The organism is Marinobacter persicus (assembly GCF_002934325.1).
Lineage (GTDB): Bacteria > Pseudomonadota > Gammaproteobacteria > Pseudomonadales > Oleiphilaceae > Marinobacter > Marinobacter persicus_A.
This window is the reverse complement of the sequence record NZ_PTIV01000025.1, coordinates 17,197-38,843: the sequence shown is the minus strand read 5'-3', so window position 1 is coordinate 38,843 and position 21,647 is coordinate 17,197. Positions and strand designations below refer to the sequence as shown.

General features: G+C 59.9%; 17 protein-coding genes. 12 read left to right on the top strand and 5 right to left on the bottom strand.

Annotation, left to right across the window (positions count from 1 at the left end):
• Positions 1–720, bottom strand: a complete 720-nt coding sequence (locus BY454_RS12700; protein WP_104416907.1) for an ABC transporter ATP-binding protein — start codon at positions 718–720, stop codon at positions 1–3.
• Between the two features lie 77 nt (positions 721–797).
• Between BY454_RS12700 and BY454_RS12695 the strand changes: the two genes are divergently transcribed.
• A complete protein-coding gene (locus BY454_RS12695) occupies positions 798–1,223 on the top strand; it encodes an MAPEG family protein (RefSeq protein WP_104416906.1) in 426 nt (141 codons plus the stop codon).
• Positions 1,224–1,298: 75 nt separating this feature from the next.
• Here BY454_RS12695 and BY454_RS12690 read toward each other — a convergent pair whose 3' ends face one another.
• Positions 1,299–2,507, bottom strand: a complete 1,209-nt coding sequence (locus BY454_RS12690; protein ID WP_104416905.1) for an ammonium transporter — start codon at positions 2,505–2,507, stop codon at positions 1,299–1,301.
• 289 nt (positions 2,508–2,796) lie between these two features.
• Here BY454_RS12690 and yghU point away from each other — a divergent pair, with 289 nt between their 5' ends.
• From yghU to BY454_RS12670, 4 genes are read left to right on the top strand one after another with little or no spacing between them, the layout of a single operon-like run.
• Positions 2,797–3,669 carry a glutathione-dependent disulfide-bond oxidoreductase gene (gene yghU, locus BY454_RS12685; RefSeq protein ID WP_104416904.1) on the top strand — a complete coding sequence of 291 codons (873 nt, stop codon included), beginning with the start codon at positions 2,797–2,799 and terminating at the stop codon, positions 3,667–3,669.
• A 9-nt stretch (positions 3,670–3,678) separates the two neighbouring features.
• Positions 3,679–6,078 (top strand): Lon protease family protein, encoded by a 2,400-nt coding sequence (locus tag BY454_RS12680; RefSeq protein ID WP_104416903.1) that lies wholly within the window; start codon positions 3,679–3,681, stop codon positions 6,076–6,078.
• Positions 6,068–6,937 carry a universal stress protein gene (locus BY454_RS12675; protein ID WP_258075651.1) on the top strand — a complete coding sequence of 290 codons (870 nt, stop codon included), beginning with the start codon at positions 6,068–6,070 and terminating at the stop codon, positions 6,935–6,937. The genes BY454_RS12680 and BY454_RS12675 overlap by 11 nt, the downstream gene beginning before the upstream one ends.
• A 40-nt stretch (positions 6,938–6,977) precedes the next feature.
• Positions 6,978–7,709 carry a ZIP family metal transporter gene (locus BY454_RS12670; RefSeq protein WP_104416902.1) on the top strand — a complete coding sequence of 244 codons (732 nt, stop codon included), beginning with the start codon at positions 6,978–6,980 and terminating at the stop codon, positions 7,707–7,709.
• On the opposite strand, the gene ftsH is transcribed toward BY454_RS12670, so the two are convergent.
• The 3 genes from ftsH to ggt are packed head-to-tail and all read right to left on the bottom strand — an operon-like array spanning position 7,681 to position 11,664.
• Positions 7,681–9,621, bottom strand: coding sequence for an ATP-dependent zinc metalloprotease FtsH (gene ftsH / locus BY454_RS12665; RefSeq protein WP_104416901.1), 1,941 nt, complete (start codon positions 9,619–9,621; stop codon positions 7,681–7,683). The genes BY454_RS12670 and ftsH overlap by 29 nt on opposite strands.
• The gene (locus BY454_RS12660) at positions 9,618–9,866 is read right to left on the bottom strand and encodes a YkoF family thiamine/hydroxymethylpyrimidine-binding protein (protein WP_104416900.1); all 249 of its coding nucleotides are present in this window, start codon (positions 9,864–9,866) and stop codon (positions 9,618–9,620) included. Before BY454_RS12660 ends, ftsH begins: the two co-directional genes overlap by 4 nt.
• Positions 9,867–9,903: 37 nt before the next feature.
• Positions 9,904–11,664 (bottom strand): gamma-glutamyltransferase, encoded by a 1,761-nt coding sequence (ggt, locus tag BY454_RS12655; protein WP_104416899.1) that lies wholly within the window; start codon positions 11,662–11,664, stop codon positions 9,904–9,906.
• 143 nt (positions 11,665–11,807) lie between these two features.
• Here ggt and purU point away from each other — a divergent pair, with 143 nt between their 5' ends.
• The 7 genes from purU (at position 11,808) to cmk (ending at position 21,607) form a co-directional block, all read left to right on the top strand.
• Positions 11,808–12,662 (top strand): formyltetrahydrofolate deformylase, encoded by an 855-nt coding sequence (purU, locus tag BY454_RS12650; RefSeq protein ID WP_104416898.1) that lies wholly within the window; start codon positions 11,808–11,810, stop codon positions 12,660–12,662.
• A 125-nt stretch (positions 12,663–12,787) separates the two neighbouring features.
• On the top strand, positions 12,788–15,358 hold the full coding sequence (gene gyrA, locus BY454_RS12645; RefSeq protein ID WP_104416897.1) for a DNA gyrase subunit A: 2,571 nt from the start codon (positions 12,788–12,790) through the stop codon (positions 15,356–15,358).
• On the top strand, positions 15,355–16,437 hold the full coding sequence (gene serC / locus BY454_RS12640; RefSeq protein WP_104416896.1) for a 3-phosphoserine/phosphohydroxythreonine transaminase: 1,083 nt from the start codon (positions 15,355–15,357) through the stop codon (positions 16,435–16,437). Before gyrA ends, serC begins: the two co-directional genes overlap by 4 nt.
• Before the next feature lie 2 nt (positions 16,438–16,439).
• The gene (gene pheA, locus BY454_RS12635; RefSeq protein WP_104416895.1) at positions 16,440–17,537 is read left to right on the top strand and encodes a prephenate dehydratase; all 1,098 of its coding nucleotides are present in this window, start codon (positions 16,440–16,442) and stop codon (positions 17,535–17,537) included.
• A 32-nt stretch (positions 17,538–17,569) separates the two neighbouring features.
• Entirely contained in the window at positions 17,570–18,694 is a 1,125-nt protein-coding gene (gene hisC / locus BY454_RS12630) for a histidinol-phosphate transaminase (protein ID WP_104416894.1), read from the top strand.
• Positions 18,651–20,930: a bifunctional prephenate dehydrogenase/3-phosphoshikimate 1-carboxyvinyltransferase gene (locus tag BY454_RS12625; protein ID WP_104416893.1), complete on the top strand. Its 2,280-nt coding sequence runs from the start codon at positions 18,651–18,653 to the stop codon at positions 20,928–20,930. The genes hisC and BY454_RS12625 overlap by 44 nt, the downstream gene beginning before the upstream one ends.
• Positions 20,927–21,607 (top strand): (d)CMP kinase, encoded by a 681-nt coding sequence (gene cmk, locus BY454_RS12620; protein WP_104416892.1) that lies wholly within the window; start codon positions 20,927–20,929, stop codon positions 21,605–21,607. Before BY454_RS12625 ends, cmk begins: the two co-directional genes overlap by 4 nt.
• Positions 21,608–21,647 lie beyond the last annotated feature (40 nt).

Genomic DNA, 21,647 nt, shown 5'->3' with positions numbered 1-21,647 from the left:
TTACCAGCTCAGAGTATGCGGGGCCTGGCGGGTGGCGTTGCGGTGCTCGCCACTGATCAGACCGTCGGAGAGGGTGATCACTCGGTCCGCCATGTTGGCAATGGACGCGTTGTGGGTGATGATCACCGTGGTGGTGCCGGTTTCGCGGTTGGCCTTTTCCAGGGCCTCCAAAACCCGGACACCGGTGGCGGAGTCGAGCGCGCCGGTGGGTTCGTCACAGAGCAGGACATTGGGCTGCTTGGCAATGGCCCGGGCAATCGCCACCCGCTGTTGTTCACCGCCAGAAAGCTGTGCGGGAAAGTGGTCTGCCCGGCTGTCGAGCCCCACCAGCGCCAGGGCTGCCTCCGGTGTCATCGGGTTACGGGCGATCTCGGTCACGGCAATCACGTTTTCCCGGGCCGTGAGGGAAGGGATCAGGTTATAGAATTGGAACACGAACCCCACGTAGTCCCGCCGATACTGGGTTAACTCCTTGTCCGAGGCACCGGCCAGATCGGTATCCAGATAGGTGACCTCACCGCTGGTGGGCACATCCAGCCCGCCCAGGATATTCAGCAGCGTGGATTTGCCGGAGCCGGAGGCCCCAAGCATGACCACAAGTTCGCCGCTGTACAGGTCGAGATTGATGCCACGCAGGGCATGGACTTCCACTTCCCCCTGAAGGTAGGTTTTGGTAAGCCCGGAGGTATGAAAAACGGGGGTGCCGGGGGTTGTGCTCATGTTGACGGTTGGCCCTGTTTCATCCGTGTTCGGTCCTGGGTCGTAGTGGTTATCAAAACCACTGAACGGGAGGAAAAATGGATAATCTGCTGGAAGTATATACCACGGCACTCTGGGGTATAGCGGCTCTCATTGTCATCTGGTTGGCACAATGGTTTGTGGCGAGCCTTACCAAGGCATCTCAACCGGGTGCGGTGCCGGGTAAAATCGACCAGTCCCTGAGCCATGAATCCTTTGTTTTCCGTGCCCATCGAACCTTCATGAATTCACTGGAGAACCTGCCGGTGATGTTCGCAACGGCGTTTCTGGCGATTCTGTCGGGCGCCGATCCGTTCTGGACCGGAGTGTTGATCTGGACCTTTGTGGCGGCGCGGACTGTTCACATGGGGCTGTATTACGCCATTGCCACCGAGCGCAATCCCAGCCCCCGCTCGTATTTTTTCATGATCGGGCTGCTGGCTAACCTGGGGCTTTTGGGCGTGAGCCTGGCTGCACTTAGTTAGGCGATGGTGGTTTCAGAAACGAAAAAGGCCCCGGCGGGACGTCCGGGGCCTTCTGGGTTTAATGGCCGAAAACCATTACTCCATGGAAGTGGCGCCGATGTGGTGAATACTGAGGTCCGCGCCGTTGAACTCTTCCTCTTCGCTCAGACGCAGGCCGGATACCTTGGCGATAATGCCGTAGACAATCAGGCCGCCAACAAAGGCGACGATCACGCCGGCCGCTGAACCAATGATTTGAGACGCCAGGCTTACGCCGCCCAGACCACCGAGGGTTTCGCTGCCGAAGATGCCGGCCGCAATGCCGCCCCATACGCCACAAATACCGTGCAGCGGCCACACACCCAGTACGTCGTCCAGGCGTTCGATTTTGTCCTGCGCCCATTCGAACATGAACACGAAAATAGCGCCGGCGACGCCGCCGGTGATCAACGCACCAACCGGGTGCATCAGGTCAGAGCCGGCGCAGACGGCCACCAGGCCAGCCAGCGGGCCGTTATGGATAAAGCCGGGGTCTTTCTTGCCCAGGATCATGGAGACCAGGATGCCGCCGACCATGGCCATCAGACTGTTCACGGCTACCAGGCCGCTGATGCCGTCGAGGGTTTGTGCAGACATCACGTTAAAGCCGAACCAGCCAACGGTCAGGATCCAGGCGCCCAGGGCGAGGAAAGGAATGTTGGACGGCGCGAACGCGACCACCTTGCCATTCCGGTAACGACCTTTACGGGCATCGAGAAGAAGGATGGCTGCCAGCGCAACCCAGCCACCAACGGCGTGCACCACAACGGAGCCTGCGAAATCATGGAAGCCTGCCCCAAACTGGTTCTCCAGCCAGGCCTGGAACCCGTAGTTGCCGTTCCACACAATGCCTTCAAAGAACGGGTACACCAACGACACAATCAGGCCAGACGCAATCAGCATGGGATAGAAGCGGGCCCGCTCGGCGATGCCGCCGGAGACAATGGCGGGAATGGCGGCGGCGAAGGTCATCAGGAAGAAGAACTTCACCAGCTCGTAGCCATTGGCGTCGGTCAGTTGCGAGGCGCTGGTCAGGAAGTGAGTGTCGTAAGCGATGGTGTAGCCAACAAAGAAATAGCCGACGGCGGAAATGCCAAAGTCGGTCATGATCTTGACCACGGCGTTAACCTGGTTCTTGTGCCGGACCGTACCAACTTCCAGAAAGGCGAAGCCGGCGTGCATGGCCAGCACCATGATGGCACCGATAAGAATGAACAGCGTATTGGTGCTGTCGGTCAGGGTGTGAACTGCGCTCGTGATATCCACGGGTCTCTAACTCCTGTTTTTGTGTTTTGCCGCCTTCTGGGGCGGGGGTACGCACGAAGAGTGGTCACCTAAAGCAAGGAGTGTTCCAGAATGGTTCAATAACCCTTGTTATAGGCAGTTAGGGGGATGGTGAGCATTCAGGTGGATCATCTGGAGTGCGTTAATGCACCTGATGGGTGCGTTGGCCCGGTTTTGTGCACCAAAATGCACGGGCGTGTGCCAGTGCACGCCCGCGCCTGTTCCGTTAGAGTGGTTATTATAAGAAGGCCAATGAATCTGGAGGTGTTTGATGAGTGATCCGACCTATACCCCACCCAAAGTCTGGAAGTGGGAGCCTAACAACGGGGGCCAGTTTGCCAACATCAATCGCCCCGTGGCTGGTTCCACCCACGATAAAGAGCTGCCGGTGGGCAAGCATCCTTTCCAGCTCTATTCCCTGGCCACGCCCAACGGCGTGAAAGCTACGATCATGTTCGAAGAGTTGCTGGAAAAGGGTATTCAGGAAGCGGAGTATGACGCCTGGCTGATTCGCATTGGTGACGGTGACCAGTTTGCCAGTGGCTTTGTTGACGTGAATCCCAATTCAAAGATTCCCGCCATGCTTGACCGCAGTGTGGACCCGGCGATTCGGGTGTTCGAATCCGGCTCGATTCTTTTCTACCTGGCCGAAAAATTTGGTGAATTTCTGCCAACGGACCCGGCCAAACGTGCGGAGACCATGAACTGGCTGTTCTGGCAGATGGGCAGTGCACCCTTTCTCGGTGGCGGTTTCGGTCACTTTTACGTATACGCGCCGGAGAAATACGAATACCCGATCAACCGCTACACTATGGAAGTGAAGCGCCAGCTGGATGTATTGGATCGGCATCTGGCCGAGAACCGGTACATGGTGGGTGATGAGTATACGATTGCCGACATGGCGATCTGGCCCTGGTATGGCGCCGTGGTGAAGAACATTGTGTACGACGCCGCGGAATTCCTCGAGGCACACACCTACACCAACGTGATTCGCTGGGCCGACGAGGTGGCCCAACGCCCGGCGGTCAAACGCGGGCGTATGGTGAACAAGACCTGGGGAGAGCCGGCGACCCAGCTGCATGAACGGCACGATGCCAGTGACTTTGAGCTCCGTACCCAGGACAAGCTCGATACAGAGAAGTAAGGAGGCGCCATGGCGGTACCTGCAGCGTTGACCGAGGACCAGATTTACCACCGTTGCCCGATCGAGAAACTGGATTTCGAATCCACCGACGCTCTGGATGATCTGGAGTTGCCGGTGGGCCAGGAGCGCATGCTAAGGGCGCTGGAGTTTGGTGCCAGCATGAAGGCCAGTGGTTTTAACCTGTTTGTGCTGGGCCCCGCCGGGGCCGGCAAGCATGAGCTGGTAAAGCGTTTTCTCTCACAACACGCCGCAGGTTTGCCGGCCCCTGCCGACTGGTGTCATGTCTTCAACTTCAAGGTGCCCGACAAGCCTTGTGCCATCAAGATTCCCCCGGGGGAGGGGCGGTCGTTCAAGAATGACATGAACGATCTGGTCTCCGAGCTGAAAACCGCGATACCCGCCACCTTTGAAAGTGAGGAATACCAGGCCCGTATCCAGGAGCTTCAGGAAGAGGTGGCCAAGCGCCAGAGCGAGGGGCTGTTCGAAATCCAGGAAGAAGCCAATCGCAACAATATCGCTATGCTGGCAACCCACGCCGGTTTTACGTTTGCGCCGATGCGCAATGGCGAAGTGATTGATCCGGAGGAGTACAAGAACTTCTCAGACGATGAAAAAGAACTGGTTGAGAGCAAGGTTGAAGAGCTTCAGAAGAAACTGCAGCAGGCCATCCAGCAGGTGCCTCGCCTTCGCAAGGAAGTCCGCCAACGCATTCATGAACTGAATGAAGAGATGGTTCAGCTGACTCTCGGTGGCCCTATGGGTGAACTCCGGGAGAAATGGCGCCATGTGCCCGCCGTGGTGGAACACCTGGATGCCGTCCGTGAGGACATAGTGGAGCATGCAGAGGCCTTCCAGGACGGCGAAGACGGACCACCGGCTGGGCTATTGAACCGCTACCGGGTGAACCTTCTGGTCGATAATGCCGAAACCGAAGGGGCACCGGTGGTTTACGAAGATCTGCCCAGCCATCAGCATCTGAGCGGTCAGATTGAGCACCGTGCCCGGCAGGGTAATCTGTATACCGATTTCACCCTGATCCGGCCCGGCTCTTTGCACCGGGCCAATGGCGGTTACCTGATTATCGATGCCCGCCGCATTCTTACCCAGCCAATGGCCTGGGAGAGTCTGAAACGTATCCTGTTTTCCGGCGAGATCCGCATTGAATCGCTGGAACGGCTATACGGTCTGGCCACCACCGTGAGCCAGCAGCCTGAGCCCATTCCGCTTTCGGTCAAGGTGGTGCTGCTGGGTGACCGGATGCTGTACTACCTGCTGTCTCATTACGATCCGGATTTTCTTGACCTGTTCAAGGTGGAAGCCGATTTCGAGGACGATCTGGACCGGGACGAGAGCAGTTATGCGTTGTACGCCCGCATGCTGGCCACCATGGCTCGTTCTGCGGGTCTTCGCCCGCTGGACAAAACCGGGGTGGGGCGCCTGATTGAACACGCCAGCCGCCTGGCCAGCGATCAGAAAAAACTGACCGCCCATGACCGGGTGCTCAAGGACCTGCTGAGCGAGGCTGATCATTGGGCCGGCCAGGCGGGTAGTGAGCGGATTGAAGCCGCACACATTCAGCAGGCCATTGATGAGCGTGAATACCGCGCCAGCCGCATTCGCGAGCGCAGCCTGGAGCAGATCCAGAGAGGCGTGGTAATGATTGCCACCACCGGCGAGCACGTGGGGCAGGTGAATGGTCTGTCGGTGCTGCAAATTGGTGCTACCCGCTTCGGCCAGCCCACCCGCATTACCGCTACCGCCCGGCCCGGCAAGGGCCAGGTGGCCGATATTGAGCGGGAGGCCAAGCTGGGCGGGCCGATTCACAGCAAGGCGGTGATGATTCTGTCCCGTTTCCTGGCCAACCGATACGCGCCTATGGGCCAGCTTTCGTTGTCAGCCAGCCTGGCCTTTGAACAGTCCTATGGCGGTGTGGAAGGCGATTCCGCCTCGGTGGCTGAAACCTGCGTGCTGCTTTCCGCCATTACCGGCGTGCCCCTGAAACAATCGCTGGCGGTCACCGGTTCCATGAACCAGCATGGCGAGGTTCAGGCGGTAGGCGGCGTGAACGAGAAAATCGAGGGTTTCTTTAATGTCTGCCGGCAAGCGGGAGACGTGAACGGGCAGGGAGCCCTGTTGCCCGCCAGTAATGTCGAGCACCTGATGCTGAACGAAGCGGTGCGTGCGGTCGTTCGTGATGTGCGGTTCTCCATTTATCCGATAAGTCACATTGATCAGGCCATCGAATTGATGACGGGTCTGCAAGCCGGTGAGGCGGACAGCGAAGGGGTGTTTCCCGAGGGCAGCTTTAATCGTCTGGTGGCCGACCGTCTGGAGGCATTTGCCAAAGCGGCGGAGCATAAGGACGACAACGGCGATACCGACGGCCACGGAGACGGCGATGATGACTGAGCTGCCGTCAGGAGACTCCGGCCAACCGGCCGCCAAGGGTCGCATTCTGGTGTTACTGGATGGCTCAAGGGTGGGTTATGTGGTGCTGGATGTGGCTGCGGCGATTGCGGCCCGGACCGGTGCCGAGTTGCAGGGGGTGTTTGTGGAAGAGCAGAACCTGCTGCGCAGTGCCGGCTATGGCTTTGCCCGGGAAGTGGGCTCGGTATCGGGTGTGAGCCGACCGTTGGACGTGACAGCTCTTGAGCAGCGCATGCAGCGGCTGGCGGAACAGTCCCGACGGGCGTTGGCCGGAGCCGCCGGGCATTATGGTGGCCGTTATCAGCTCAGTATTGCCCGGGGCAGTGTGGTGGAGGAAGTACTGGCCCTGGCAGAGCCCGAGGATTTGCTGGTGTTGGGCCGCGCTCGATGGTCCACCATCCCCGCTGGCTGGCTGGGCTCCACGGCCCGGGCGTTGTTGCACCGCTCGCCAGGCAGACTGCTGTTGTGGAGCCACCAACAGCCCCCGAATCACGGTCGGGTGGTGGTGTTTCTGAACGAACACGAAGGGGCCAATCAGCGAGCTATTGCCGCTGCGGCCGAGGCCGCTGCCTACTCCCGGCAGCCGGTTACATTGCTGCTGTCCGGAGAGGCTGGCGTGGCGCCGGATGCGCTGGCAACCCTGAAACGAAATCTGGGTGTTCCCGAACCGGATGTCCGGGTGGTTCCTTTGCCTTCCAGTGATCCGGCCACGGTCGCGCGGGTGTTGCGCCAGGAAAAGGCGTCCCAACTTGTGCTCAGCCGGGACTGCTCTCTGTTTAGGGAGCCTGGTGCGGAAAATCTGCTGGCAGCCCTTCACCTGCCACTCACTATCACCCCTTAAAAGTTCATGATTTCAATTTAATACCGTCAGGAGTGAATTGATGGTTGTGCATATTCTTGTGATTGTGGGGCTGACTGTCGCCGCCGGTGCCTTCATTCCATTGGGAGGGCTGCTGGCCCGTGTTGAGAAGATTGGGTCCGACTGGCTGGAACAGGAGTTCCGGCACTTTCTCATTGCCTTGGGGGGCGGGATTCTGCTGGGTGCGGTGACGGTGGTGCTGATCCCGGAGGGCAAGGAGAGCATGGGGGACTCGCTGTTTGCGATACCCGCGATTGTCGCCGGTGGTATTTTGTTCTTCGTGGTCGAACGAATACTCGGGCTCAAGCGTCGTGAGTCGCCCCAGTTAATGGGCATGATGCTCGATTTTATCCCGGAAGCGATTTCTCTGGGTGGGCTGGCCGTATTGAGCCCCAAAACCGCCGTGCTCATGGCGGTGCTGATTGCCCTGCAGAACCTCCCGGAAGGCTTCAATGCCTATCGGGAGTTGATCAGTCAGGAGGGCCCCGGCCATTCACCTCGCAAGACGCTGACGTTTATGACATCGCTGGTGTTTACGGGGCCGATTGCCGGCTTGTTGGGTTTCTTCTTCCTCTCAGAGCAGCCGTTCATTCTGGGAGCTGTGATGCTGTTCGCCTCTGGCGGTGTGATGTATCTGATTTTTCAGGATATTGCGCCCCAGTCCCGGCTGGAGCATCATTGGGCACCGCCCCTGGGGGCGGTGGTTGGTTTTTGTGTGGCGCTGTTCAGCCATGATCTGGTAAATCACTTTTAATCGGTTTTGACGGCTCGGGCGCTTTGGGCATTTGCTCCAGAATGTCCCGAATTTCCTCGGCCGATAGTGTTTCCTGCTTGAGAACTGTCTTGGCGAGGGCTTCCAGCTGTTCGCGATGGCTCGCCAGGAAGTCCAGGGTGGCCTTTTCCAGGCTTAAGAGCTGGGACTGGATTTCAGCGTCAATCAGTTCCGCCATCTTTTCACTGAACTCCCGTGGCTGGCCCATTTCCCGCCCCAGGAACACATGTTCTTCACCAATATTCAGGCCCATGGGGCCAATTTTCTCGCTCATGCCCCACTGGCCAATCATCCGGCGTACCAGTGTGGTCGCCTCTTTCAGGTCATTTTGGGCACCGGTACTGACCTCGCCATAGACCAGTTTCTCAGCACAGCGGCCCCCGAGCATGACCTTGATGCGGTCTTTCAGGTAGCTTTCAGTGTAGGTGTAGTGGTCGTCTCGGGGCGTCTGTTCAGTGACGCCCATGGCCATGCCGTGGGGAATAATGGTGACTTTCGTGAGTGGGTCCGCATTGGGCATGTAATAGGCCATCAGGGCGTGGCCGCACTCGTGATAGGCGACGGCTTCGCGCTCCTGGGGTGGCAGTTGGGCCTCCCGGGTCTCACCAAGGATGATTCGGTCGCGAGCAATTTCAAAGCAGCGGGTGTTGACCTCATCCAGGCCCTCACGGGCGGCGGTCAGGGCCGCTTCGTTCACGAGGTTGTGCAGGTCGGCACCGGAGAAGCCGATGGTCCGGGTGGCAATCTGGTCCAGATCAACGTCATCGGATAGCGGCACCTTACGCGCGTGCACCTTCAGAATCGCCGCACGGGCTTCTTTATGCGGCCGCTCGAGGGTGATTTTTCGGTCGAATCGGCCGGGCCGGAGCAGGGCGGTGTCCAGCACATCCGGGCGGTTGGTGGCAGCGAGTACCAGCACGTTTTCATGGGCCTCGAAGCCGTCCATTTCAGTCAGGATCTGGTTCAGGGTCTGTTCCCGTTCGTCGTGGCCACCACCCAGCCCCGCGCCTCGGGAACGGCCAACGGCGTCCAGCTCGTCAATGAAGATAAGTGCCGGGGCATCTTTGCGCGCTTCCTTGAACATGTCTCTTACACGGGCTGCGCCCACGCCGACAAACATTTCGATAAACTCCGAGGCGCTGATGCTGAAGAAGGGGACTTCGGCTTCTCCGGCAATGGCACGGGCCAGCAGGGTCTTGCCCGTGCCGGGCGGACCCACCAGAAGAATGCCTTTGGGCATGATGGCGCCAAGCCGCTGGTATTTCTCCGGGGTCTTCAGGAAGTCGATGATTTCGGCGATTTCACGCTTCGCGGACTCAACCCCGGCCACGTCATCCAGGGTGACGGTGGAGGTTTCCTTGCGGGCTCTCCGGGCTTTTGAACGGCTGAAATCCAGCACGCCACCGCCCTGGCCAATGCGTTTTTGGGCATTGCCCCAGAACCAGAACATCAGGGCAAGAAACAGAATCCAGGGCAGGAAGCCGAGAATCAGTTCCTGCCACCAGGGGCGGCCGGAGCGGGCCCCCTGGATGGTTACACCGTGTTCTTCGAGGAGAGGCAGAAGGGCCGGGTCATCGGTTTGGGGGCGCAGGGTGATAAAGCGAGTGCTGGAGGGCTCGCTGGCGGCGCTGAACCGGGCGGCGCCGGATTCGGTGAAGTTGCCCTGGATGTCTTCCTGCCGGAGGGTCACCTCCGATACCTGACCGGCCGTGACTGCCTCCTTGAAGTCGGAATACGCTACTTCCTGTTGTTGGGGCTGATTGGCCCCCTGCATCCACAGCACCATCAGGAAGATGGCGGCACTCAACCAGAGGAACGAGTACTGGTTGGGAATGGCCGGCTGTGGGTTGGTGTCTGGCTTCTGTGGTGGCTCTGGCCGTTGCGGGTCGGTCATTTTGGTCTCCGGTCCCCTTCCATGATCTTGGCGACGAACACGGCTTTGCCGTAGGTTTCGAACGACCATTTCATGGTGTCGGAAAGTACCTTCATTACCTCATCATAGTCGCCAAAGATTTCCGTGCTCATGCGCCCGGGGTAAACCTCAAGTCCGGATTGCTCCAGGCGGGCGATAAGCTTGCGAATGGGATCCTTGTAGTCGTCTTTGAGTGGATAACAGCTCAACTGAACAGACAGGTACATAATGCCTCCGTCGGTTATGTGGGTTGCGGCGGTGGGGTCAGTACCCCATGGCCGCCGACGTGCTGCGCCGGGGATCGGCGCCGCCGTAAAGGGTGCCATCCTCGCCAATCAGGACGCTCTGGATGGCGCCCATGGCCCGGCTGATGCTGACCTTGTGACCAAGCCCTTCAAGCAGTTCGATGGTGTCGGGGCTGAAGCCCTGCTCCATGCGAATTTCGTCTGGTAGCCATTGATGGTGCATGCGTGGCGCGCTGACCGCACTCTGTATGTTCATATTATGGTCGATGACGTTCATCAGTACCTGCAGTGTGGTGGTGATAATGCGCGAGCCTCCCGGGCTGCCGGTTACCAGATAGTTGCGACCGTCCTTGCGCACGATGGTGGGCGACATGGAACTGAGCATGCGCTTGCCCGGTTCGATCTTGTTGGCTTCCCCGCCGATCAGGCCGTAGGCGTTGGGCACGCCGGGTTTGGCACTGAAATCATCCATTTCGTTGTTAAGCAGGAAGCCCGCGCCGGCTACGGTGATGCCCGAGCCATAGCTGAAATTGATGGTGTAGGTATTGGAAACGGCGTTGCCCCAGCGGTCCACGATGGAGAAGTGGGTGGTCTCATTGCTTTCCCAGGGGGCCGGATTGCCGGCGCTGATCTCACTGGAGGGCCGGGCCCGGTCCGGGTCGATGGTGGCCTGCAGGGCAGCAGCATAGCCCTTGCTGGTCAGGCCGGTTACGGGCACATCCACGAAGTCGGTGTCGCCCAGGTATTTCGCCCGGTCGGCGTAGGCCAGTTTCATGGCCTCGGCCATGCGGTGCACGGTGGCGGCTGAGTTATGGCCCAGCTCGGCAATGGGGTAGTGCTCCAGGATGTTGAGGATCTGCACGATGTGGGTGCCGCCGGAGGAGGGCGGCGACATGGAATAGATGTCGTGGCCACGGTAGGTGCCGTGCACCGGTTCGCGAATGGCGGGCTGGTAGGTTTGCAAATCCTCAAGGGTGATCAAGCCGTCGTGGCGTTGCATTTCCTCGACGATCAGGCGGGCGGTTTCGCCTTCGTAGAAGCCTTTCGGGCCCTGATCGGCGATGCGCTGCAGGGTATCGGCCAGTTCAGGTTGTCTGAAAACGCTGCCCGGCTGGGGTGCCGAGCCATCGGCATTGTAGAAAGTGGCTTTGGTGGCTGGCCAACGCTCCAGTCGCTCCCGGGCCTGTTCCAGGCCTTCGGTGAAACGGCGGGGCACTTCAAAGCCCTCCCGGGCGAGTTTGATGGCCGGCGCCAGAGCCTGTTCCAGGGAGATGGTGCCGTGGCGCTCCAGGGCCAGCGAAAGCCCTGCCACGGTGCCGGGCACGCCGGCTGCCTGGTGGCTGAAGCGGCTGCGCTGCTGGACGACTTCTCCGTCCGCATTCTGGAACATGGTTTCGGTCGCGCCCGCCGGTGCGGTTTCCCGATAATCGATGGCTTCCGGGGCGCCGCCATCGCCGGGAGCGTAGAGCATGAATCCGCCGCCCCCGATGTTGCCGGAGCGGGGCTGGGTTACCGCCAGGGCAAAGCCGGCGGTGACTGCCGCATCCACGGCATTGCCGCCATTTTCCAACACCTCCAGGGCGATTTCCGTGGCCAGGGTATGGCTGGTGGCCACCATGCCCTGAGTACCCTGGACGGGATGGAATCGTTCACCTTCCAGAATGGCCTGGGCCCTTGCCTGAGGGAGGCCCACCAGCAAGGTTATCAATAGCGCGGCCAGCAGGCTCCAGACGCACTTTCGGGAGATTTCCGGCTGTGGGTTACCCATCACTCTGTCCATGGCGTGCACTCCTCGTTTCTGGCTCTCAGATAGGCTATCATAGCCGGTCATTTTTACCGGTGCGTGCCGATCGTCACCGTAGCGAGTTGTCTGCGGTTCCCCGTCGCACCCGCTTTCCCGGATTCAAGTTAAGGAAAGGCTTCATGGAGCATACCTATCGTCTTGTTATTTCCTGCCCCGACCGGGTGGGAATTGTTGCCAAGGTGAGTAATTTCCTGTCCACCTACAATGGCTGGATTACCGAGGCGAGCCACCATTCAGATACCCAGTCCGGCTGGTTCTTCATGCGGCATGAGATCAAGGCCGAGTCGATCCCTTTCGGTCTGGAGCAGTTCCGCACGGCCTTTGAACCCATTGCCCGTGAGTTCAACATGAGCTGGCACATCGCCGATTCTGCTCAGCCCAAGCGGGTGATTCTGATGTGCAGCAAGGAGTCCCACTGTCTGGCGGATCTGCTGTACCGCTGGCACAGCAAGGATCTGAACGCGGAAATTGTGGCGGTGATCTCCAACCACGATGACCTGCGTCGGATGGTGGAATGGCACGACATTCCCTATCACCATATTCCAGTGAGCAAGGAAAACAAGGCCGAAGCCTTTCGTCACATCGAGGAGCTGTTCGAGCACTATGAAACCGACGTGGTGGTGCTGGCCCGCTACATGCAGATCCTGCCGGAAGCGCTTTGTGACAAGTACGCCGGTAAGGTGATCAATATTCACCACAGCTTCCTGCCATCCTTCGCGGGTGCCCGTCCTTACCATCAGGCATACAGCCGGGGTGTGAAGCTGATTGGCGCGACCTGTCACTACGTGACCCAGGATCTGGACGAAGGTCCGATCATTGAGCAGGACGTGATTCGCATCAGCCACAGTGACTCCATCGACGACATGGTGCGTCTGGGCAAGGATGTGGAGAAAAATGTGCTGGCCCGTGGTTTGCGCGCGCACATTGAAGACCGAGTGATTACCTACGAAAACAAGACTGTAGTGTTTGACTGATCCCTATCCGGTTCGCCCCGGGATGGGGCGAGCTGTGGTATGCTGAGCAGCTTGTTGAAGAATAAACCCGGTGCCTTTCGAGGCACACGGTACGACTTCCAGATAACGCAAAGGAACCTTTCTCGATGGGTGAGTTAGCCAAAGAGATCCTGCCGGTCAATATTGAAGACGAACTGAAGCAGTCCTACCTGGATTACGCCATGAGCGTAATCATCGGGCGGGCGCTGCCGGATGTGCGGGACGGCCTCAAGCCGGTGCACCGGCGGGTCTTGTTTGCCATGTCCGAACTAGGCAATGACTGGAACAAGCCGTACAAGAAATCGGCCCGTGTGGTCGGTGATGTTATCGGTAAATACCACCCGCACGGGGACTCTGCGGTCTACGACACCATTGTTCGTATGGCCCAGCCGTTCTCTTTGCGTTATCCGTTGGTAGACGGTCAGGGTAACTTCGGTTCCATCGACGGCGACAACGCCGCCGCCATGCGTTACACCGAAATCCGCATGGAGAAGATCTCCCATTCGCTGCTGGCGGATCTGGACAAGGAAACGGTGGACTACGTCGACAACTACGACGGCACCGAGAAAATTCCGGAAGTCCTGCCCACCCGGGTGCCCAACCTGCTGGTGAACGGTTCCTCCGGTATCGCCGTGGGCATGGCCACCAACATTCCGCCCCACAACCTGACCGAAGTGATCAACGGCTGTCTGGCACTGATCGACAACCCGGACCTGACCATCGATGAGCTGATGGAATACATCCCGGGGCCGGACTTCCCCACCCAGGGCATCATCAACGGTCGTGCCGGTATTGTGGAGGCCTACCGCACCGGTCGTGGCCGAATCTATATCCGTGCCCGCCACGAGATCGAACAGGACAAGAAAACCGGTCGTGAGTCCATCATCATTACGGAACTGCCGTACCAGCTCAACAAGGCGCGCCTGATCGAAAAAATCGCCGAGTTGGTGAAAGAAAAGCGTATTGAAGGCATCACCGAGCTGCGCGATGAGTCCAACAAAGAAGGCATCCGGGTGGTGATCGAGCTGCGTCGCGGCGAGAACCCGGAAGTGGTGGTCAACAACCTGTTTGCCCATACCCAGCTGCAGACCGTGTTCGGCATCAACATGGTGGCGCTGCTGAATGGCGAGCCCAAGACGCTGAACCTGAAGCAAATGCTGGATGCGTTCCTGCGTCATCGTCGGGAAGTGGTGACACGCCGGACTATTTACGAACTGCGCAAGGCCCGCGAACGTGGCCACATTCTGGAAGGCCTGACGGTAGCCCTGGCCAACATCGATGAAATCATCGAGCTGATTCGCCAGTCGCCTTCCGCCGCCGAAGCGAAAGAAAAGCTGATGGACAAGGGTTGGGCGCCGGGTGACGTACTGGCCATGCTGGAGCGTGCCGGCGAAGACGCCTGCCGCCCGGACGACCTGCCGGAGTACTTCGGCCTGCGTGACGGCCTGTACCACCTGTCACCGGAACAGGCCCAGGCTATCCTGGATCTGCGCCTGCACCGCCTGACCGGCCTGGAGACCGAAAAGCTCCAGAAAGAATACAAGGACATCATCGAGAAGATCGCCGATCTGATGGACATCCTGGGCGATCCCGACCGCTTGCTGCAGGTGATCCGCGAAGAACTGGAAGCCATCGTCAACGATTACGGCGATGAGCGCCTGACCGAAATCACCAGCTCCCAGCGCGACCTGACCATCGCCGACCTGATCGACGAAGAAGATCTGGTCGTGACCATCTCCCACAACGGTTACGCCAAGACCCAGGCGGTGGAAGACTACCAGGCCCAGCGCCGGGGTGGTCGCGGTAAGGCAGCCACTTCGATGAAGGACGAAGACTTCATTGAAAAGCTCCTGGTGGCCAACTCCCACGACACCATCCTGTGCTTCTCCGACCGGGGCAAGGTGTACTGGCTGCGGGTGTTTGAAATTCCCCGTGGCAGCCGTGGCTCCCGGGGCCGGCCGATGGTCAACATCCTGCCGCTGGAAGAAGGTGAGCGCATTACCACCTTCCTGCCGGTGAAGGATTACCCGGAAGACCAGTTCGTGCTGATGGCCACCTCCAACGGTGTGGTCAAGAAGACCCCGCTGCCGAACTTCTCCCGTCCACGCAGCAGTGGCCTGATTGCCCTGAACCTGGATGAAGGCGATACCCTGATCGGCGCCGCCATCACCGATGGCAACGCCGAGATCATGCTGTTCTCCTCCGCCGGTAAAGCCGTGCGTTTCGCCGAGGAGCAGGTACGCCCGATGAGCCGGACGGCTCGCGGTGTGCGTGGCATCAAGATGCCGGAGGGTCATCACGTCGTATCGCTGATCATCCCGCAGGAAGGCGGCGTGCTGTTGACCGCCAGTGAACATGGCTACGGCAAGCGCACCGAGATTGAAGAGTTCCCGGCTTACAGTCGTGGCAGCCAGGGCGTTATTGCCATGCAGTGCTCGGAGCGTAACGGCAACCTCGTGACGGCTCTGCAGCTGTTCGAGGGCGACCAGATGATGCTGATTTCCGACAAGGGCACGCTGGTGCGTACCGGTACCGATGAAGTTTCCGTTCTCAGCCGGAACACTCAGGGCGTGCGCCTGATCCGCCTGGCCCAGGAAGACGAGCGCCTGGTGGGCGTGGAGCGGATTGCCGAATCCGATGACGAAGACGAAGTAGAAGGCGAGGAAAGCGAAGAATGAGCAGGGCGTTTAACTTCTGTGCCGGGCCGGCCACCTTGCCGGAGGCGGTGCTGAAACAGGCGCAGTCCGAGATGCTGGACTGGCGGGGCACCGGTATGTCGGTGATGGAAATGAGTCACCGCAGCGACGAATTCGTGGCGATTGCGGAAACCGCCGAGCAGGATCTGCGTGAGCTGGCCGGTATTTCCGACGACTACGCCGTGCTGTTCATGCAGGGTGGGGCGTCCAGCCAGTTCGCCACCATTCCGCTGAACCTGCTGGGTGACAAGACCTCCGCCGATTACATCAATACCGGTATCTGGTCCAAGAAGGCGATTGCCGAGGCCAAGCGCTACGCGGATGTGAACGTGGCGGGCAGTTCCGAGGACAGCGGTTTCACCACCGTCCCGGACCCGGCCGGCTGGAACACCCGCGCTGACGCCGCCTACCTGCATTACACACCGAACGAGACCATCGGCGGTCTGGAATACTACTTCATCCCGGACAGCGGCGATGTGCCCCTGGTGGCGGACATGTCCTCCACCATGCTGTCGCGACCGGTGGACGTGTCCAAGTTCGGCCTGATTTACGCCGGCGCCCAGAAAAACATCGGGCCTTCCGGTCTGGTGGTGGTGATCATTCGCAAGGATCTGCTGGGCAAGGCCCGGAAAGAAACCCCGACAATGATGAATTACCAGGTCATCGCCGATAACGGCTCCATGTACAACACACCGGCGACCTATTCCTGGTACCTGGCCGGACTGGTGTTCAAGTGGCTGAAAGAGCAGGGCGGTGTCCAGGCCATGGGCGAGATCAACGCCCGCAAGGCCCGCAAGCTGTACGACTTCATTGACGGCAACGACTTCTACGCCAACCCCATTGAGCCGCGCTTCCGCTCCTGGATGAACGTGCCGTTCACCCTTGCAGATGATGCCCTGAACAGCGAGTTCCTCAAGGGCGCCGATGCCCGAGGCCTGCTGAACCTGAAAGGCCATCGCTCGGTGGGCGGCATGCGTGCCAGCATTTACAACGCCATGCCGGAAGAAGGCGTGGACGCGCTGATTGACTACATGGCGATGTTTGCGAAGGAGCGTGGCTGATCATGACGGATGAAGCGACCCGTCTGGGGGAACTGCGCGAGGAGATCGACAGTCTCGATCAGCAGATCATGGCGCTGATCAGCAAGCGCGCGGAATGTGCCCAGGAAGTGGCCCATGTAAAAATGGCCGCCAATCCCGGCGAAGACGTGTTCTTCTACCGCCCGGAGCGTGAAGCCCAGGTGCTGCGCCGGATCAAGGAGCAGAACCCCGGCCCCCTGCCGGACGAAGAAATGGCTCGGCTGTTCCGGGAAATCATGTCCGCCTGCCTGGCGCTGGAAAAGCCGATGCATATCGCTTTCCTGGGGCCCGTGGGCACCTTTACCCAGGCGGCCGCGCTCAAGCACTTTGGCCATTCGGTGGTCAGTGTGCCCATGCCCGCGATTGATGCCGTATTCCGGGAAGTGGAGTCCGGGGCTGCCCATTACGGCGTGGTGCCGGTGGAGAATTCCACCGAGGGCATGATCAACCACACCCTGGACATGTTCATGTCCTCGCCGCTGAAAATCTGTGGTGAAGTGCAGCTTCGCATCCATCACCACCTGCTGGTGAATCCCGCCCACGAAGGCCAGGAAATCACCCGCATCTATTCCCACCAGCAGTCGTTTGCCCAGTGCCGCAAGTGGCTCGATGCCAACCGTTACGGGGTGGAGCGCATTACCGTTTCCAGCAACGCCGAAGCGGCTCGCCGTGCGGCGGAAGAGCCGGGCACGGCAGCGATTGCCGGCGACATGGCGGCAGAGCTTTACGGCCTGGAAAAGCTGGCCAACAGCATTGAAGACCGGCCGGACAATACCACCCGGTTCCTCATTATTGGCCGCGAGGAAGTGCCGGCCAGTGGTCATGACAAGTCGTCGATCCTGGTGTCCATGCGCAACAAGCCGGGCGCGCTCTATCAGTTGCTGGAGCCGTTCCACAAGCACAACATCAGTCTGACCCGTATCGAGACGCGGCCCTCGCCGAGCGGTACCTGGGCCTATGTGTTCTACATTGATTTCGAAGGCCACATGGAAGACGACACCGTGCACCGCGTGTTGTCCGAGATTGACGATGATGCCGTTGAGCTGAAGCGCCTGGGTTCCTATCCCATTGGCGTGCTTTGAGTCTGACCGAACCCGATCCGAAGGAGTCTTCTATGGCAGTTGATTATCAGAGCCTGGCAGTGAAGGGGGTTCAGGCTCTGTCACCCTACCAGCCTGGAAAACCCATCGAAGAGCTGGCCCGGGAGCTGGGCATGAACCCGGCAGAGATCATCAAGCTGGCCAGCAACGAGAATCCGCTGGGCCCGAGCGAGAAGGCGCTCTCGGCTGCCCGGAAGGCGCTCGACTCCATGTGCCTGTACCCGGATGGCAACGGTTTTGACCTCAAGCAGGCACTGGCTCGCCGTTTCGGCATTGCCATGAACCAGATTACCCTGGGCAACGGCTCCAACGACGTTCTGGAAATCATTGCTCGGTGTTTTGCCGACGCCGACAGCGAAATCATCTACTCCCAGCACGCGTTTGCCGTGTACCCGCTGGCCACCCTGGCCATTGGCGCCAAGGGCGTGGAAGTGCCGGCGAAGGACTGGGGGCATGACCTGGACGCCATGGCCGAGGCGGTGACTGATCGCACCAAGCTGATTTTCGTGGCCAACCCGAATAACCCCACCGGCACCGTACATAAGGCCGACGCCATTGAAGCGTTTCTGGACAAGGTTCCGGAACACGTGCTGGTGGTGCTGGACGAAGCCTATTGCGAGTACCTGACCGGTGATGACTATCCCGATGGCATCGCACTGCTGGCCCGTTACCCGAACCTGATCACCTGCCGCACCTTCTCCAAGGCCTGGGGCCTGGCGGGACTGCGGGTGGGTTATGCTGTGAGTTCCCCGGCCATTGCCGACATCCTTAACCGGGTGCGCCAGCCGTTCAACGTGGATTCTGTGGCTTTGGCGGCCGCCACGGCGGTCCTGGATGATCCGGATTATCTGAAGCGCTCGCTGGAAGTAAACGCCGCCGGCTTGAAACAGCTGTGCGATGGCTTTGACCGCATGGGGCTGGATTACATTCCGTCCGCCGGCAACTTTGTGGCGGTGGAAGTGGGCCCGCAGGCGTTGGGCGTGTATCAATCCCTGCTTGAGCATGGCGTCATCGTTCGCCCAATTGCCGGCTACGGCATGCCGGATCACCTGCGGGTATCCGTAGGGCTGGCGAAGGAAAATGAGCATTTCCTTGATGTGCTGGCCGAAGCGCTCAGTGCTGGTGGCGAGGAAGGCTAAGGTGAGTAACGACGGCAAGCCGCTATTTGACCGTGTTGCCATCATCGGGCTTGGGCTGATTGGCGGCTCGATGGCCGCTGCCATTCGCAAGCATGGCCTGGCGGGTGAGGTGGTCGGCTTCGACCAGCGCCAGGATGAGTTGGCACTCGGTGCCGAGCTCGGTGTGATTGATACCGCCGCACAATCGTTGGAGCAGGCCGTGCGCGGCAGCGATCTGGTGGTGTTGGCGGTGCCCGTGCGCGCCATGCGGACGGTGCTGGAGAGCGTCCGGCCGTTTCTGGCGAACGACGCGGTGCTAACCGATGTCGGCAGCACTAAAAGCAGCTTCGTGGCTGATGTGGAGGCGGTGTTTGGTGAACTGTCTCCCTATGTGATTCCAGGCCACCCGATTGCCGGTTCCGAGAAAAGCGGGGTGAGGGCGGCCAACGCGGAACTGTTCGCCAACCACAAAGTGATTCTCACGCCGGCGGAAAACGCCAGCCAACTCCACGTTCAGCGTCTGAAATCCCTGTGGGAAGGCTGTGGTGCCACCGTGCTGACCATGTCGGTGGCCTATCACGACGAGGTGCTTGCCGCCACCAGTCATCTCCCGCATCTGATTGCCTTCTCGCTGGTGGACACCCTGGCGGGCGAAGACGAGAACATGGATATTTTCCGGTACGCTGCTGGCGGTTTTCGGGATTTTACCCGCATTGCCGCCAGTGATCCGGTGATGTGGCACGACATCTTTCTGTCAAACCGGGACGCCGTGCTCCGGGTAATCGACCATTTTACCAGTGACCTGGACCAACTCCGCTCCGCCATTGCCAGTGGCGATGGCGAAACATTGCTGCGGGTTTTCAGTCGCGCCAAGGCGGCGCGGGAACACTTTTCAAAAATGCTTTCAGGGCAGGCATACGTGACTAACAACATTGATAAGCAGGTAACCTTCCATCTTCAACCCGGCGGTACCGTGCGTGGCGATATCCGCGTGCCGGGCGACAAGTCCATGTCCCATCGCTCCATCATGTTGGGTGCGCTGGCCGAGGGAATTACCGAGGTAAAGGGCTTCCTGGAAGGGGAGGACAGTCTGGCCACCCTGCAGGCCTTCCGGGATATGGGAGTTACCATTGAGGGGCCGGAAAACGGTTTCGTGCGTATCCATGGCGTTGGCATGCACGGGCTGCAGGCGCCTCGCGGGCCGCTGTACCTGGGCAATTCCGGCACGGCGATGCGGCTGTTTACCGGTCTGCTGGCGGCCCAGCCATTCGATTCCGAACTGACCGGCGATACCAGCCTGTCCAAGCGCCCCATGGGCCGGGTGGCCGATCCGCTGCGCGCCATGGGTGCGGTGATTGATACAGCCGAGGGAGGCCGTCCGCCGCTGAAGATTCGCGGTGGCCAGAAATTGGCCGGCATTCATTACGACATGCCCGTGGCCAGCGCCCAGGTCAAATCCTGCCTGTTGTTGGCCGGGCTGTATGCCGACGGCGTTACCTCGGTCACCGAACCAGCAACTACCCGGGACCACACCGAGCGGATGCTGGAAGGTTTTGGTTACCACGTGCACCGGGATGGCGCCACAGCCAGTGTGACCGGTGGTGGCAAGCTTACCGCTGCCGCTATCGACGTGCCGGCGGACATTTCCTCGGCCGCGTTCTTCCTGGTGGCTGCAAGCATCGCGGAAGATTCCGACCTGACCTTGCGCCACGTGGGCATGAACCCCACACGGGTAGGGGTGATCAACATCCTGCGCCAGATGGGCGCCAACATTGAGGTGTTGGAAGAGCGCGTGATCGGCGGTGAGCCGGTGGCGGATCTTCGGGTTCGTTCCGCTAACCTGAAGGGTATTGATATTCCGGTCGACCAGGTGCCCCTGGCGATTGATGAATTCCCGGTCCTGTTCATTGCCGCCGCTTGCGCCGAAGGCCGCACCGTGCTGCGTGGTGCCGAAGAGCTACGGGTGAAGGAAAGTGACCGCATCCAGGTGATGGCCGACGGCCTGGCGGCGTTGGGCGTGGAAACCACCGTCACGCCGGACGGCATCGTGATCGACGGCGGCCAGAGCATCCAGGGTGGCACCGTTGAGAGCCACGAGGATCACCGTATTTCCATGTCGTTCGCCGTTGCCTCCCTGCGAGCCGCTGGTCCGATTAAGATTAATGATTGCGCCAACGTGGCCACTTCATTCCCTGGCTTTGTCGACCTGGCCCTGGAAACTGGAATTCGCATCAGCACCGAAGGCAGTGAATCATGAGTGAGCTTACCGTACCTGTAATCGCCGTTGACGGTCCCGGCGGCGCGGGCAAGGGCACCATTACCCAGATGCTTGCCCGTGAGTTGGGGTGGCACCTGCTGGATAGCGGGGCGCTGTATCGATTGACCGCGCTGGCGGCCACCCGCAAGGGTGTGTCGCTGGACGACGAAGCGGGTCTGGTAGCAGTGGCAGCGTCACTGGACGTTGCCTTTGAGCCCGGCGTTGAGGGCGAGCCCGTTCGAGTGTTGTTGGATGGTGCCGATGTGACCCGGGAAATCCGTACCGAGAGTTGCGGTAATAATGCATCTCTCGTGGCAGTCATGCAGCCGGTTCGGGATGCGCTGCTTCAGCGCCAGCGGGATTTCCAGAAATCACCTGGTCTTGTGGCGGATGGCCGGGACATGGGTACCGTGGTGTTCCCGGAGGCACCGGTCAAAATCTTCCTGACGGCCAGTGCCGAAGAACGTGCCCGGCGACGTTTTAACCAGTTGAAGGACGCTGGTGCCGATGTTACTATGCAGGATCTTTTAGACGAGATTCGGGCACGGGACGAGCGGGACATGAACCGCGCCGCGGCCCCTCTCAAGCCTGCGGATGATGCGCAAGTCATTGATTCAACAGGTTTGAGTATAAAAGAGGTGTTTGACAGGTGTATGGCCGTTGCGGGTCAGGCCTGACTGCACCTTTTTGTCGTTAGACGTTCGGAGCAGCGCTATT

Coding starts and splice junctions, on each gene's coding strand:
- BY454_RS12700 (WP_104416907.1), bottom strand. CDS start 720: ATGAGCACAACCCCCGGCACCCCCGTTTTTCATACCTCCGGGCTTACC.
- BY454_RS12695 (WP_104416906.1), top strand. CDS start 798: ATGGATAATCTGCTGGAAGTATATACCACGGCACTCTGGGGTATAGCG.
- yghU (WP_104416904.1), top strand. CDS start 2,797: ATGAGTGATCCGACCTATACCCCACCCAAAGTCTGGAAGTGGGAGCCT.
- BY454_RS12680 (WP_104416903.1), top strand. CDS start 3,679: ATGGCGGTACCTGCAGCGTTGACCGAGGACCAGATTTACCACCGTTGC.
- BY454_RS12675 (WP_258075651.1), top strand. CDS start 6,068: ATGATGACTGAGCTGCCGTCAGGAGACTCCGGCCAACCGGCCGCCAAG.
- BY454_RS12670 (WP_104416902.1), top strand. CDS start 6,978: ATGGTTGTGCATATTCTTGTGATTGTGGGGCTGACTGTCGCCGCCGGT.
- ftsH (WP_104416901.1), bottom strand. CDS start 9,621: ATGACCGACCCGCAACGGCCAGAGCCACCACAGAAGCCAGACACCAAC.
- BY454_RS12660 (WP_104416900.1), bottom strand. CDS start 9,866: ATGTACCTGTCTGTTCAGTTGAGCTGTTATCCACTCAAAGACGACTAC.
- ggt (WP_104416899.1), bottom strand. CDS start 11,664: ATGGACAGAGTGATGGGTAACCCACAGCCGGAAATCTCCCGAAAGTGC.
- purU (WP_104416898.1), top strand. CDS start 11,808: ATGGAGCATACCTATCGTCTTGTTATTTCCTGCCCCGACCGGGTGGGA.
- gyrA (WP_104416897.1), top strand. CDS start 12,788: ATGGGTGAGTTAGCCAAAGAGATCCTGCCGGTCAATATTGAAGACGAA.
- serC (WP_104416896.1), top strand. CDS start 15,355: ATGAGCAGGGCGTTTAACTTCTGTGCCGGGCCGGCCACCTTGCCGGAG.
- pheA (WP_104416895.1), top strand. CDS start 16,440: ATGACGGATGAAGCGACCCGTCTGGGGGAACTGCGCGAGGAGATCGAC.
- hisC (WP_104416894.1), top strand. CDS start 17,570: ATGGCAGTTGATTATCAGAGCCTGGCAGTGAAGGGGGTTCAGGCTCTG.
- BY454_RS12625 (WP_104416893.1), top strand. CDS start 18,651: ATGTGCTGGCCGAAGCGCTCAGTGCTGGTGGCGAGGAAGGCTAAGGTG.
- cmk (WP_104416892.1), top strand. CDS start 20,927: ATGAGTGAGCTTACCGTACCTGTAATCGCCGTTGACGGTCCCGGCGGC.